15 protein-coding genes are annotated in these 13,246 nt (G+C 60.0%); 6 read left to right on the top strand and 9 right to left on the bottom strand.

From position 1 onward, the window contains the following. Nucleotides 1–3: 3 nt before the first annotated feature. Together Q0X23_RS14240 and Q0X23_RS14235 are read right to left on the bottom strand one after the other, a co-directional pair. Nucleotides 4–2,706, bottom strand: coding sequence for an SdrD B-like domain-containing protein (locus Q0X23_RS14240; RefSeq protein WP_297860892.1), 2,703 nt, complete (start codon nucleotides 2,704–2,706; stop codon nucleotides 4–6). A gap of 459 nt (nucleotides 2,707–3,165) precedes the next feature. Further along, nucleotides 3,166–4,974, bottom strand: a complete 1,809-nt coding sequence (locus Q0X23_RS14235) for a VWA domain-containing protein (protein ID WP_297860891.1) — start codon at nucleotides 4,972–4,974, stop codon at nucleotides 3,166–3,168. A gap of 155 nt (nucleotides 4,975–5,129) precedes the next feature. On the opposite strand from Q0X23_RS14235, the gene Q0X23_RS14230 reads away from it, so the two are divergent. From Q0X23_RS14230 to Q0X23_RS14220, 3 genes are read left to right on the top strand one after another with little or no spacing between them, the layout of a single operon-like run. After that, nucleotides 5,130–5,288 (top strand): hypothetical protein, encoded by a 159-nt coding sequence (locus Q0X23_RS14230; protein ID WP_297860890.1) that lies wholly within the window; start codon nucleotides 5,130–5,132, stop codon nucleotides 5,286–5,288. An 11-nt stretch (nucleotides 5,289–5,299) separates the two neighbouring features. Next, nucleotides 5,300–5,449: a hypothetical protein gene (locus Q0X23_RS14225; protein WP_297860889.1), complete on the top strand. Its 150-nt coding sequence runs from the start codon at nucleotides 5,300–5,302 to the stop codon at nucleotides 5,447–5,449. After that, entirely contained in the window at nucleotides 5,450–5,662 is a 213-nt protein-coding gene (locus tag Q0X23_RS14220) for an SBBP repeat-containing protein (RefSeq protein ID WP_297860888.1), read from the top strand. It begins immediately after the preceding gene. A 97-nt stretch (nucleotides 5,663–5,759) separates the two neighbouring features. Here the strand turns inward: Q0X23_RS14220 and Q0X23_RS14215 are convergent, their stop codons facing one another. The 3 genes from Q0X23_RS14215 to Q0X23_RS14205 are packed head-to-tail and all read right to left on the bottom strand — an operon-like array spanning nucleotide 5,760 to nucleotide 8,241. Further along, the gene (locus Q0X23_RS14215) at nucleotides 5,760–6,752 is read right to left on the bottom strand and encodes a DUF5666 domain-containing protein (protein WP_297860887.1); all 993 of its coding nucleotides are present in this window, start codon (nucleotides 6,750–6,752) and stop codon (nucleotides 5,760–5,762) included. Between the two features lie 8 nt (nucleotides 6,753–6,760). After that, complete coding sequence (locus Q0X23_RS14210) at nucleotides 6,761–7,675, bottom strand: LptA/OstA family protein (RefSeq protein ID WP_297860886.1); 915 nt, start codon at nucleotides 7,673–7,675, stop codon at nucleotides 6,761–6,763. Beyond that, the gene (locus Q0X23_RS14205) at nucleotides 7,672–8,241 is read right to left on the bottom strand and encodes a hypothetical protein (protein WP_297860885.1); all 570 of its coding nucleotides are present in this window, start codon (nucleotides 8,239–8,241) and stop codon (nucleotides 7,672–7,674) included. The genes Q0X23_RS14210 and Q0X23_RS14205 overlap by 4 nt, the downstream gene beginning before the upstream one ends. A gap of 166 nt (nucleotides 8,242–8,407) precedes the next feature. Between Q0X23_RS14205 and Q0X23_RS14200 the strand changes: the two genes are divergently transcribed. The 3 genes from Q0X23_RS14200 to Q0X23_RS14190 all read left to right on the top strand — a co-directional run bounded on the left by Q0X23_RS14200 (nucleotide 8,408) and on the right by Q0X23_RS14190 (nucleotide 9,328). Continuing rightward, nucleotides 8,408–8,590 (top strand): hypothetical protein, encoded by a 183-nt coding sequence (locus Q0X23_RS14200; RefSeq protein ID WP_297860884.1) that lies wholly within the window; start codon nucleotides 8,408–8,410, stop codon nucleotides 8,588–8,590. Nucleotides 8,591–8,691: 101 nt separating this feature from the next. Further along, on the top strand, nucleotides 8,692–8,973 hold the full coding sequence (locus Q0X23_RS14195; protein WP_297860883.1) for a type II toxin-antitoxin system Phd/YefM family antitoxin: 282 nt from the start codon (nucleotides 8,692–8,694) through the stop codon (nucleotides 8,971–8,973). Beyond that, nucleotides 8,954–9,328: a type II toxin-antitoxin system VapC family toxin gene (locus Q0X23_RS14190; RefSeq protein WP_297860882.1), complete on the top strand. Its 375-nt coding sequence runs from the start codon at nucleotides 8,954–8,956 to the stop codon at nucleotides 9,326–9,328. The genes Q0X23_RS14195 and Q0X23_RS14190 overlap by 20 nt, the downstream gene beginning before the upstream one ends. A gap of 273 nt (nucleotides 9,329–9,601) precedes the next feature. Here the strand turns inward: Q0X23_RS14190 and Q0X23_RS14185 are convergent, their stop codons facing one another. From Q0X23_RS14185 to Q0X23_RS14170, 4 genes are read right to left on the bottom strand one after another with little or no spacing between them, the layout of a single operon-like run. Further along, a complete protein-coding gene (locus Q0X23_RS14185) occupies nucleotides 9,602–10,129 on the bottom strand; it encodes a GNAT family N-acetyltransferase (RefSeq protein ID WP_297860881.1) in 528 nt (175 codons plus the stop codon). Beyond that, the gene (locus tag Q0X23_RS14180) at nucleotides 10,126–11,373 is read right to left on the bottom strand and encodes an MFS transporter (protein ID WP_297860880.1); all 1,248 of its coding nucleotides are present in this window, start codon (nucleotides 11,371–11,373) and stop codon (nucleotides 10,126–10,128) included. Before Q0X23_RS14180 ends, Q0X23_RS14185 begins: the two co-directional genes overlap by 4 nt. Nucleotide 11,374: 1 nt before the next feature. Further along, nucleotides 11,375–12,016 (bottom strand): bifunctional 2-polyprenyl-6-hydroxyphenol methylase/3-demethylubiquinol 3-O-methyltransferase UbiG, encoded by a 642-nt coding sequence (locus Q0X23_RS14175; protein ID WP_297860879.1) that lies wholly within the window; start codon nucleotides 12,014–12,016, stop codon nucleotides 11,375–11,377. A 38-nt stretch (nucleotides 12,017–12,054) separates the two neighbouring features. Further along, complete coding sequence (locus Q0X23_RS14170) at nucleotides 12,055–13,194, bottom strand: radical SAM protein (RefSeq protein WP_297860878.1); 1,140 nt, start codon at nucleotides 13,192–13,194, stop codon at nucleotides 12,055–12,057. Nucleotides 13,195–13,246 lie beyond the last annotated feature (52 nt).

Genomic DNA, 13,246 nt, shown 5'->3' with positions numbered 1-13,246 from the left:
GCGCTAGGCGCGAGTCCAGCGGGGCACCTGCGGGTCGCTCGAGACCACCCGCACACTGTAGCTGCCAGGGCTGACACTGGCAAAGGTATAGTTGCCATCGGCATCGGTCTGGGTGGTGGCAATTACGTTGCCACCGCTGTCCAGCAGTTGCACCTCGATGTCGGCCGGCAGGCGAGGGTCAGAGGTGGGGTCAAAGCTGCCGTTGTTGTTCAGGTCGTTGTAAAGCGTACCCTGGATGCTGCCGGGGTTGGGGGTCAGCGAGACCGGCGTAGCGCTGGGGCTGTCGCCGCCTGGGGTACTGGGCAAGCCTGCCGGGGTGGCCGGGTTCGTGGTGTTGGTACTGGCGTCGGTGGCAATGGCCCCGGTGGGTGGGGTGGGCACCCCGCCGGGGAAGGTATAGCCCGGGTTGGGCCCGGTAGTGCGGCTCGAGCCGTAGGCGGTATTGTTCTGCGGGACGCTGGGCACCGCACCTGCGCTGGCGTAGGCCACCCGCACCGAGAAGCTAATTGCGCAGCTCTGGCCCGCATTCAGGGTGTTGGAGCCGCTCAGCAAGCGGGTATCGCTGGTACCGTTGAAGGCGTTGTTGAGGGTGCAGGTAGCACCCCCACCTGCCGTGGCGCTTAGGGAGCCAGCCACAATGGCGATGGACGAGCTACCGGGGAAGGTCTGGCTCAGGTTTTCCGTAACCTGCACGTTGGGCAGGGCCAACTGGCCGGTGTTGCCCACCACGATGGTGTAGGGCACCACGTAGGTGGTGGCATTGATCTGCTGGGCCGCGCCCGCCGACTTGATCACGTCCAGGGCCGAACGGCGGAAGCCGAAGTTCCGGCCCGTTACTGCGCTGCCCGAAGGCACCGTGACCGAGAGGTTATTGGGGGTGGTAAGGCTCGAGCCCGCAGGCAGGTCGGGGTCGGTGGTGCTGACCCGCACCGTGTAGGTGCCGGGGGCTATGCCCGTAAAGGTATAGTTACCGGCGGCATCGGTGCTCTGGGTAGCAATCACGGTGCTTCCGCTCAGGAGCTCGACCTGCACATTAGCCAGGCGGGGCTCGCCGCTATCGAGGCTGCTGTTGCCGTTATTGTCGTTGTAGACCGTGCCTGAAATACTAGGCGGGGGCGGCAAGACCTGGGTGGTCGTGGTTGAGCTGTTGTTGCCGCCGGTCGGATCAATCACCCCCACCGGCGGGGCAATGCTGGCGGTGTTGGGCAGCGAACCCGCATTGGCAGCCGTGCCGGTCACGGTAAAGGTCAGGTAGCTTCCCGAGGTGGGATTCGAGGCCACGTTATTAACCGGCAGCGCCCCGGTGGTCACGCTAATGTTGTTGCCGCTGCCAGCACTTGTTCCGCACACAGCCGAACCGCTGGCACTGCACGTCCAGGTCACGCCCGTCAGGGTGGCAGGCACGTTGTCGCTGAAGTTTGCACTGGCCACAGATGTGGGGCCACGGTTCCAGACCTTGATGGTGTACGTGACGCTATCGCCTTGATTCACGCTGGCCGGCCCGGTTTTCTGTATGGCCAGGTCGGCCTCATCCTGAATGGTCAGGGTGGTGCTGCCCACTGCCGTGGTACACTTGGCGCTCTGGCCGCCGATATTAGTGACCAGGTCGGTTCCGGCCGGTGCACCTGGATTGCTAACCGCCGTGATGGCATAGGTTAGAGGTTCTCCCCCCTCCACCAGGCTATCACCGGTGATGGTAATGGGAATGCGAATGGCCCCAATCTGTGGGCCGGTGCTGGCGTTGGGGTCATACTCCCCTGCCGGAATGCTCAGGCTGATGTCTCCGTTGGCGTTGGCGCTGGCACTGCCCCGGTTGGGGGTGCCGATGCTGAAATCGGCGGTAGTGACCGCACCGCTGCGGGTAAGGGTGATGGTAGCAGGGGCCGTGACGGTACCGTTGACAATCACCTCCAGGAAAACCGTGCCCGCCGATTCCCCTACGCTGGTAATGGTAGCGCCCGAGGCATCGACGAAGCGGTTCACGTCGGCCAGGGGGCGCAGGGTAATGCGAATGTTGTCCAGGAAGTTGCCTTCGTTGGCCCGGCCGCTGCCAATGACCCCCGCCGTACCCCCGGCCCCAATCCGGGCCTCAAAGCCGTACTGGTAGACCCCGCTGGGGCCAGTGTTGGTCAATACACCCGAGCGGTTATCCCAGGTATTAGTGGAGGTGGCGGTGAAGTCGGAACCTGCACTGATCAAGGTGACGCCGTCGGCGCCATAGATCGCCGCTCGAGCCGTCTCGATTCCGGCATCGAAGCGCGCCCGGTGGCTAAAGGTATAAGGCACCGACTCACCCGCTACCAGACACACATTCTGGTAAAGCCGCCGTGGGTTCTCGGCATTGAGCTCGGCCCACTGCTGTCCATCGGCAGCGCTGCCGCGCTGGGGGGTACGAAAGTATTCGACCGGGCGATAGGGCAGGGTGAAGGTGGGGCAGTTGAAGCTCGTGCGGTTGTAAAGGTCATCGGTGGTGCGCCAGCCCTGTACCTTGTTGGCCTCGTTGGTGCCCGTGTAGCTGCTGTCCGGCAGATAGCGCTGAAGGGTTCCCCCAAATGTTTCGCATACACCTGCTGCAGAAATGTTTGGAATCTCAAAACTGGGGTTGACAATAATACGGCTAGGAATTTGAGCTTGGGCGATCCCAGCCAGAATGAAAACTAACCCCACTGGTAATAAGCCCAGGCCGCGTAGCGTCTTACCCATCATCTAACCCTCCCCAGAGCACCCGCAAACCGCCTAGCCAATATGTCGGTCTGTAGGATTTCGTCGCAAATCGATGAGGTGGTGTTAATTTGCTCTAGGTTCTTAACGTGACTGTAGATCACCACGATACCTCCTGGGATTAGGGCTTCAGCTAAACAAAAAAACACGGACGCTCCTCGACTTTCTTGAGAGCGCATTGCGAACTGGCCACCCCGTTCAGTGACGCAAATGCAGCTTAGTCAAATCTACCATAGGGCATTGGCGGCCAGTTGTGACAAATAAACATCGACTTACACAACATTTACACAACTTATGGTGATCTAAACGTCCTCCGCTGGTTTTCTGCTCGGGCATTAACTGAAAAAATTTCGCCTGGAACAAATTTTTCTATATTCATGCAGGACACCATGAACGAAGGCTGCGCGACTGTGTTGCTCAAGCTCGCTTTGACCCAAATCACCCCTAGAAATACTTGGAAAAACGCTCGAGCACCGGCCCCAGGTCGCTTTGGTCGCCGCGTACCACCACCCCGCCCGTTCCTTCGGCCACCAGACGCAAAGCTTCCCAGTCGGCTTCGCCAATGCCGACGCTAAAAACGTGCACGGTGTTCTGAGGGGTAAAGGCCAGACCCGAGGCTACGATATTCCGCAGTTGGGCACTCTCGGGAAACTCGAGCCGAACCTCTCGCTCCTGCAGGTCGGTTAGCTTAAGCAGGCCGGAAATGCCCACAGAACCGGTATTGGCAATGCCATCGGAAAGCAGCACCACCCCCCGGATGGCCTCCCTCGAGACCCCTTCGTAGCTATCGGCCAGTTCCAAGCCCCGCTTGATGGCTTCGTACATGGCCGTGTTGCCCCTGGCCGTGAGGGAATCTATGGCCTCCACAATGGCAAACCGGGTCTTGTTCAAAGGACCAATAGGAACCCGCACCTGCACGCTGCTGGCAAAAGTAACCAGCCCCACATGGGTACTGGGCGCCGCTCGATCCAGAAAACGCTTGGCGCCTTCCTTGGCCTGTTGAATGCGCTCACCCGACATCGAGCCTGAGGTATCCAGCACCAGGACGGCCACGCCAGGCTTCTTTACATCCTCCCAGCTGTTCTGAATGGCCCTGGCCACCTCGGGATTCAACCTTCCCAGCAGCTTTTTAGGCTCGTTGGGGTTGATGCCCAGAGCAGGGCCCAGCACATCGGCAAAAGGCAGGTTCGAACCCGGGCGGAACCCCCAGGCCACGAACTGCTTCTGCACCGGCTCGCTCAGGAGATACTCCTTGACCACCTGGGCCGCAGCCCGCTGTTGTGGCGTGACCCATTCAGTGTTTGGAACGGCAAAAGGATTGTCGTGCCAGACCGTACCCTCTTTGGGGTAGAGCGCCACTACTTCGTAGCCAGCTTCGGTGATGGGCCGCTGTACCACCTGGCCGCCCGGCACACTCTCGGCGTTTACCCGCCCCTGATAAAGCCAGGGCAGGTTGTACTCCTCCAGCGGGGCAAAATGTACAAAGCGCGGCCCCTGGAAGATCTTGGTCTGGAGCTTGAGGGTTTCGGGGTAGTAATGGTCTACCGTGGCCTGGAAGCGCCGCACATAGTTTTGGGTCTTGGCCGAGCGCACGTCCTCCAGGGTAAGGTTTGAACCCGACTTTCCGGCAGCAGCCTGGTACAAAAGTTGCAAGGTTGAACGGGCCGTAGAGCTTACCGCCGGGTCGGTAAAGGCTACCCTGGGCTTGCGTCCCCACTCGGCTTTTGCCGCAGGGCAGGTGGCCCAGCCCTGTAAATTTTCCTTAAGTGCGATGATATCAGACCAGCCGATGGGTTTGCCCGGCCAGCCCAGGCACTCCGCCATCTCGCGGAAGGTAAAAATCACCACCGGGGTGCGCACAATGGCGGGCATCTCGGCGAAGTTGAAGACCTCGCGGCGGGCGTCCAGATTGACCTGGGCCAGCCAGTCCGAGGTCGAGGGCGAGACCACCGTGGGATCGCCCCCGGTGCGCTCCGGGAAGGCCACCCCCTGGTTGAGCCGCCGAACCAGGTGGGTGTACATCTCACCAGAGTTGACCGTGACGCTTTTGGCCTGCACGGTGTAGCGGCGAGAACCAATCAACACGGTTTTACCCTGCTTGTTGAATTCCTCCAGGGCTGGCTTGAGCACGTTTTGCTTCTCGCCCGAAGTCCAGATCAGCACTTCTACAGTCTGGGTGGGGTAAAAGAGAAAGAAAAAGGCCAGCGCGCCGATGAACCCCACTGCTACCAGAACCTGCACCAGGTTTCGCACGTCTACCAGTGTAGGGCAAGTCCGGGCTGTGGTGTGGGTTGCGCGCTGCCTTGAGCCCGTTTGGACCGAGGTCTGTCCCGACAGGGCCGCGCGGGGTGGAGGTGCCGTATGGGGCTGGTGCGCTAGACGGGGGTTGAGATACCATGTCAAGCAAGATGAAATGGATTGCTATTCTGCTCCTGCTGGGAGTTGCCCAGGCCCAGGGCCCGGGCTTCAGCATCCGCCTGAGCCGCAGCACCCTGACCCTTCCGCCGGGCGGCGACACCGCCTTCACCCTGACCCTTCTGCCCCAGGGGGGTTTACCGGCACGGTAACCCTCCGGCTGGTGGGCGCCCCGGCGGGGGTGGGCTTCGCCGTTACCCGCCTGCAGGTGGGCGGCAGCAGCCCCATCACCCAGGGGCTGGCACTGGGGGTAGATGCCGGGGTGGCCCCGGGCACCTACAACCTCACCCTCCAGGCCGAAAGCAGCGGCTAGGTGCAGACCACCGCGCTCACCCTGCGGGTGGCCCTTCCTCCGGCAACGCTGCCCTGGACAAGGCAGTTTAGTACCAGCAGCGGCGACGAAGCCTCTGCCCTGGCGGTGGACGGCCAGGGGAACGTCCTGGTGGCGGTGCGGGTCGAGGGCGCCCTGCCCAGCCAGACCCATCTGGGCGGTGCGGACGCTTTCCTGCGCAAGTACAGCCCTTGAGGGCGGGCGCGGTCGGGCCTGCTACGGGCAGCCTCAGGGGGCCTCTCGGTTATGCAGAAAAGGGGCTGGTAGGGGCGAGGTTTCCTGGCCAGGTGGACTAGGGGTCTTGAAACTCCCCCTTGACCCCTTCCAGCACCACCACATCGCTGGTATCCAGGTTATAAAGCACCCGGGTTCCCTCTACAAAGCCGTCTTTGTTCTGGCTTCGCACGGGTTTTTCCTTGCTGCCGAACAGATAGGCTACCTTGTCTTTCTCGCGCACCACCGCGCTTTCGGCGGTAGAGGTGCGGCCATCCTGCACCAGCTTGACCCCGCCGAATAAACGAAGAATCTCGTCATCTACGTTGTACACCATGCGTTCGGCACTACCTTGCAGGGGCTTTTCTCCGGTGCGCTCGAGTTCGATGGGCCCCGCCACCCGCGCGTCGCCGCTCTCGTTGTCGTACTCGAGGCGGCTGCCCCAGGCCTTGCTCTTGCCCTGCTGAACCTCTACCGCCCTGGGGCCGGGTTTAAGCTCGAGCTCGAGGCGATCCTCTTCTTCGATGTACCGGGCGGTGCCCCCGGTCATGAAGACGTAGTCGTTGACCTCGCGGACTTGTTCCACACGGGCAATGGCCCCAAAAGCCCGGGCGTCTTCGCCAAAGGTAATTTGCACCCGAAAAGGCGGGGGATCGGCGAAAAGCGAGCGGCTCAGCGCAGGGCCCTCGCGCTTGCCCCCAATCTGAATGTCGAAGGCCTTGAGGCTTCCGTCGTTTTGCTCGGCGGCCTCGAGGCGCACCTGTTGCCCAACCTTCAGGTCGCCAAACTGTACCGCTTTACCTTCGTGCCAGAAGCGGGTTAGCTTATCGGTCGTGAACTCCTGCTCGCCCACCCGCAGGCTCTTCTTTTCAACATCCAGCGCAGCAATAACCCCCCCATACAGGTCGCGCAGCTCGATGATGGCCGGAGGGTTGTCGGGCCCGGTTTTAACCACCACAATCTTCTTGCCGCGCCGTTCAATTTCGGCGGTGGTTTGAAAGGTGGGCTCGGGGTCTTGCTGGGCCAGGGCTACCAACAGCAACAGTCCTGATAGCAGCCAGGGCCAGCGCATGACTCTTATTATTGCTCGCTTAGCTTGCGAAAGTCGTTCACCGGCAGTCTGGGTGCCTGGGCCAACACGCGCACTTGGGAGCGGTTGACGTTGTGCAAGAGCGAGTTGCCCGATAGGGTGGCTTTTTCCTTGGCATTCACGCTGCGGGCCGGCACGTTCTGGTTGCCCACCCGACCCGCCACAATGGTGGCCTCGCCGGTGTTGTCGTTGTAGACCAGGCTGGCCCCGGTGGTTGTGATGTCGCCATCGACCAGGGTAACCCCGCCGGTGGCCAGCAAGCGTTTTTCGTCGGTCAGGCTGCGGATTTCCTTAGCCCGAATCACCAGGTCGCCCTTGCCTTCGCGCTTGCGCAGCAGCACCACCTCCTTGGCGTCGCTGAAGACGGCCAGCCCGCGGTCTTCCTCGTAATACACTCCTTCCGAGCGCCCCTCCTGGCGGCCGTTCTTGAGGACCACACCGCCCTCGCTGGTGGAGATATTGGTGTCCACCTCGAAGGTCATGCGGGGGGCGGTGACTTCCACCGGGTCGCTGTTTTTGTCCCTGGGTTCCTGGCGCATGCGGGCGTTGCCGTCCAGGGTACCGCGCCCGTTGGATTCGCGGTAGATCAGCTTGGGCCCGCTGGCCGTCATGCGGTCACGCTTGACCACCACACTCCCCTCAAAGGAGGCCACCCGCTCCCCCTCTGCCTCTTGCATGGTTTTGCCCTGGGGCGCCTCTAACGTAGCGCGGGTAGCGTTGATTTCCAGGTCTTTTACCTTCCCTATCACCCCTCCGGGCTTGCCCGCCTCGTAGACCCAGGGGCCGTTGCGCAGGTTGCCCGAGCGCTGCCCACCAGGAGCCTCGATGGTTATGATGCGCTGTTCTTTACTCTGGGCCAGTACAGCCAAAGTTAGGAGAAAAAGAAGTGATGCCAGACGTTTCATGAGCTACCCCCTTCGATAGGGCAGGGCGGTTGTTCCCCACCGGAGATGAACTTCTCGATGGGGTCGCGCCAACTGGGGTTTTCGATACCAAAATCGCTTTTGAAGTCCTTACCCTGCACTTCCAGGCTGGGCGCGGTGATGAAGACGCTGGGCGCACGGAACCCCTCGCGCTGGTCAATCGTGACCGGCACTTCGCCTGGTTTGCCCAGGTTGACCGTATAGCAGCCCTTCAGAATTTCCACCCGGGCGTAGGGCAGCCTTAGGTTGTCGGCCCGGTCGATGGTCACTTCTGGGGCAGAAAGCCGCATATCCAGACGGTTTTCCACAAAACGCTGCCCTGACTGCAACCCGGTCACCTTGGCCTCGCGGGAGCCGGGGTCTTGCTCGACCTGGGCGGCAGCGAACTCCCAGCGGGCCTTGGGGTCTTGTTCGGGGTAAAGGGTCAGGCGGACGTTCTCGAGTTTCACCCCACGGTTGGGGGTAGGGGGTGTTGGAACCGGGCGGCTCACCAAAAATAGCGAGAGCGTACCAATCACAACCAGAGCGATGAGTGCAGGTCGAACCACGGCTAGAGGGTAGAAGCAAGGTTGCTAAGAAGCGTGAACAGAGGGCTAAAGGCCGTTGGGCTAGTTTGAATATCACGTGAGAAGTAGCTTTGTTCCATCTTAGCCCAGCATACCTGGCTTCCACACGCACAGGCGTGTGCAGGGCAATCGGGGTCTTCAAAGTAACATGACCTACTTTCTTCCTCGACAAAAACCGGGGCCGGTAGGAAAGGTGGCGGTACGGGAGGCGCTGATGGCGGAATACAGGAAGGTCTGGGCTTACATTCGCAGCCTGGCCCGGAAGTATGGGATGAGCAGTGGAGCAGCCTGGAAGTGGGTGCATGGTAAGTCCACTCGTTATCAGGGCTAGGGCCGAGCAATGTCTACGGTCATTTGGGGCTTCGGTATCCACATTTGTTGACCAATAATGGTCATATCTTCTATCATTGCGTAGCAAGAGAGGGGTTCGCAATGCCCAAGGCTGCTGATTGGAACAAAAAGCTGGTCAACATCGCCGAGGCCAAGGCCCAGCTCTCCCGGTTGGTGGAGCGGGTCGAGCGGGGGGAGGTGGTACTTATCGGGCGGTATGGCCGGGTGGTGGCCATGCTGGTACCTCCCGAGGCCCCTCCCAAGCCCAGGCGGGTGCCGGGGGTCTGGAAGGGGAAGATCTGGATTGCCCCAGACTTTGATGAACCTAACGCCGAGATTGCCCGGAGGGTGGAGGAAGGTCCGGTTGAACCTGTTGCTCGATAGCCACATCGTGCTGTGGTGGCTTTCCGATGATCAAAGGCTCTCTCGCAAGGCCCGCCGGTTGATTGAGCGGACCGACGAGGTCTTTGTGAGTGCCGCAACCACTTGGGAGCTGGCGGTGAAGGCTGCGCTGGGCAAGTTGCGGATGCCGGAGGGTTTCCTGGAGGTGGTGGAGGCGCAGGGGTTCACCCACCTGCCCATTACGCCGCTGCACGCTCTGGCCGTACAAAGCCTGCCGTGGCATCACCGCGACCCCTTCGACCGCATCCTGCTGGCCCAGGCCACCGTCGAGGGGCTGAGGCTGATGAGTGTGGATGAGGCGCTAGCTCCGTATGGAAGATTTGTGATTAGGGTCTGATACCGGATTCAAAAAGATAATCATCCAAACCAAAGACCCCCAGAGGCTATCTTTTTGAATCCTAGAGCACTCCCTTCCAAGGGGCGGTATCGCCCTCCGCTACGCGGATAACTTCGGTCGGGTTAGTTCGCCGCCATACGGCGCCGAACTAACCGAATCTGGTATGAAGAGCCTGTCCCGACTTTGCTAACGCTAGACCTCTGTATGGAACATTGGTGCTGTGATGCCCCATGCTGCCGGATGAACCATACAAGGCACCAGTTTCTGTGAGGCTCATTGATGAAGGTAGCTGTATATTCGCAGATCCTGGTACCGCCCATGGCGGAATACCGCCTCTCGCATCACACCCTCTTGAACAAAACCCACCTGCTCGAGACAACGGATCATGGCTTGGTTAGTGGCTAGGCAGTTAGCTCCCAAGCGATGGAGCCCCCAGTCGTGGCAACCCAGTTGAACCACGCAGCGAAGCGCGGCCTGGCCTAAGCCAAGCCCCCGCAGCTCGGGCTCGCCTATGAGCAAGGCAATTTTCGCAGCCCGGTTTTTCCAGTCAATATGTTCTAGAAATACCAGGCCTGCATCACAATTTTGCTTCAAGGCTTGCACCACGTATAGCTTGCGGTCATCGCGACCAAGCCACTTCTTAATCAGATCCTGTACCTCACTGAGGGAATAGCCCAGGAATGGCTGTATGATGGCATACTCCACCACCTGCGGCTCGGCGTACCACCTCTGGATTGCAGTGGCATCGCTGAGATCCACGGGCCGCAGCTGCACACACTTCTGGCGGGTCGTGATCATCATGCAGGCTCCTCCATTTTCTCTGCCGAACCGTCACGAACCTTTGCAGCAATGTACAGCACAACCCCCAGGCTGCAAACAGCGAGCGAAGTGATTTGCAAGGCCCCAGCAGAGCCCAGCCAACGAACCAGCGGATCTACCAGCGCCAGTACCGGCAGCACGCCCAGGGCCAGGCTCACATTCACCAGGCTGAAAACCCGCCCCAGAAAATGCTTGGACACTACCGCCTGCAACAACGACTGGGTGGCCACGCCGGATATGTCAAACAGGATACCGCTCAAAAAGAAAACCGCCAGAAGCATCGGAAACGTGGGGAAGGTCGCTCCCAGCAGCATGGGTACAGCCAGCAGGGTGTTGAGCAAGACGACCCAGGCAAGGCCGGGTATGCCCTTCTTCAGGGCCCCCAGAGTGGCCACCCCGACCACGCCCCCCAGGGTGAGGCTGGTATACAAGAGCCCCAGGCCCGCGGCCCCAATCTGGGCCACCTCCAGTGAGATGGGCACCATCACGATCTCCACCACCCGCCAGAACAAGGAGGTGAGCATGGAGAGCGCCAAAATTATGACTACTGTTCGGCGGGTCACAGCAAAACGTACCCCCTCGGCCGCTTCGGCCCAAACGGAGGCGCCGCGTCGGCTGGGAACTGTAACCAGGGCCGACGGTAGGCCGAGCACAGCGTAGGCCACACCGGCAAAGGTGAGGGCGTCGAAGATGAACAGCCAGACCGGGCCCACCAGGCCGTACAGCAGGCCGGCCAGGGCTGGGCCCAGCGAGGCGGTAACCTTGGTTAGAACCACCCTAAGGGCGTTGGCCGAGACCAGGGTCTCTTTGGGAACCAAGGAGGGTACCACGGCAGCCATGGTGGGGCTCACCAGGCCTTCCACGCTCTGGATCAGGAAGACCAGGGGATAGACCAGCAGGGGCTCGATGAGCACCAGGATCAGGCTGGCCGAGAGCAGCGCGCTCAGCAGGTAGCCCCCCACCAGGGTTTGGCGCCGATCCCAGCGGTCGGCCAGGGCGCCGGTGAAAGGCTGGATCAGGAGCCTCGAGGCTACCCGCACCGCCCATACGCCAGCCAGCGAGGCCACCGACCCGGTGGCGGTGAAAACCGCCACACTCAGGGCCAGTACCGTGAACTGACTGCCCAGGCTCGAGAAAGCGGTGGCCCAGAGCAGCCGGACGTACAGGGGATGCTCCAGCGCAGGGTAGTGTCGGTTTAACCAGGCACGGATGGGATTTGCTCTCAAGTTAGACCCCCGATTCGCTAAAAGGCTCTCTAACCGCAATACCGGCATATTCCCAGGGGTACGTGATCCCCCGGACAAGCGAAAAATTCAAAATCCTTAGACCCGCATCCGCAAAGACCGCCTCCAACTCATGCTGGGACGGACGCCAGCCCCTAGCGGGCGCTGGCAGCACAAAGGTCTCTCCAGTTGGCAGTTCCCACCATACGGGCAGCGAGGGAGGGCGGCGTCGAACAGAGTTCGCGTTCGCAGTAAGTTCATCGGTACCGATGCGGAAGTAGAACTGGCCTTTAGGTGTGAGTGCATCACCGACAGCCTTAAGGTATCGCTCACGTTCTAGGGAGACTTCGACTGTATGTAGACAGCCGATGTCCACTACAAGGTCAAAAGATTTACCGAGGGTTGATCGGTCATCAGGCCAGAGTCCGACCTGGAAACGCACTCTGCTGTTGCCGTGAGCTTCTTGCGCACGACGGATTGCCCAGGGACTCGCGTCGATAGCGATAACTTCCAGCCCCAGCAGAGCCAGCGCAGATGCCTCGAACCCTTCACCACATCCAATCTCTAGCACGGTAGCTCCGTGGTGCAATCTTTTGGCCAGCCTCAGCAACCACAGATCCGGGTCATGCGGGTTGAGGAAAGCCATACCTGATGAGTAGGCTATCTGGTAGCGAGGATCACCGTTCATGCAACCTTTGAGCGAAACGGACCGAGACCTGAGTTATAGAGGTATGCGCAAAAATCTTGCGCATGAGGGGCGCCTTCTAAAAACGGCACGGCTGTGGGGAAACAGCTACTTTGCGAGAATGGACAACGCTGGCAGGACTGATAGTTGGCAATATGCACCTTGCTTAGAACCAGTCGACGGTAAGCCTCAAAGGAAGGACCGAACCAGATAGCCTGCATAGACTTTTTGCGAATCGAGTTATCCGAAAAGTCGAGGCCAAGATGAGCAGCAGAGGCTAGTGCTTCTGGAACCATCTCGGATATTTTCTGTGAAGGGAAAACCCGACCGTCACACTGAACATAGCATTCATATAAGCCGGCGCGGTCGTAGTAAGGTGCAATACCTCCCAAGGACCAGCCTTCACCGCTCAGCACATCACGCATAGCGGGGGTAAGAAAGTTAAGACGCAGTGAAAAGCTGAATTCGCCTGACTGGAAGTACTTCAAAATAGTGCGGGTCAGAGGGAGAATCTGTCCCTGGTCGATACTCAGCTCATCCCAGTATTGCTTAGCAGTACCCACTGGATGCACAATAGCCATCACCATGTAGTCCACGCCGAGTTCGTTAGCTAGATCGAGATATCCGGTGACGTTACTTTGACAATATCGATGGATAACTGCACTGATGCCGATTAAGACCGTACGCGATCTCCCACGGTACTTAACCAATCGTTGAAGCGCTTTGACGGCTCTCTCAAAGCTTCCTTTACCACGAATGTTATCGTGCCTTGAGTGGTCAGGGCCGTCCAGGCTCACAGCTATGTCTACAGGTACCTCCTGCGTTAGCACGTACGCTATACGATCATTGATCAACCATCCGTTAGAGGTGATGGAAGGACGTATACCTAAGCTGTGAAGGGTTCTCGCCAAGCTCACCAGGTCATGCCGAAGCAGGGGTTCCCCGCCAAGGAATCCGACCTGTTTGGTACCCAGTCGACTTAGTTGCTTGAATAATTCCTCTAGTTCCTCAGTTGAAAGGTCGCTGTAGTGACTTCCCGGCTCACGGAACATACCAGTTTGGCAGTGCTTGCAGCGAAGGTTGCAGCGCCAGGTAGCATCTAGGCGCACAAGTTCGGGGTAGTAGAGCACTTCGTCCATGACCACCTCTTTGTTCATCGGACGTTGGCTCCCAAGGAGCCAATATGTAGTC

It is taken from the genome of Meiothermus sp., assembly GCF_026004115.1.
Taxonomy (GTDB): domain Bacteria; phylum Deinococcota; class Deinococci; order Deinococcales; family Thermaceae; genus Meiothermus.
The sequence above is the reverse complement of the archived record's forward strand: the minus strand, read 5'-3'. Positions and strand labels throughout refer to the sequence as shown.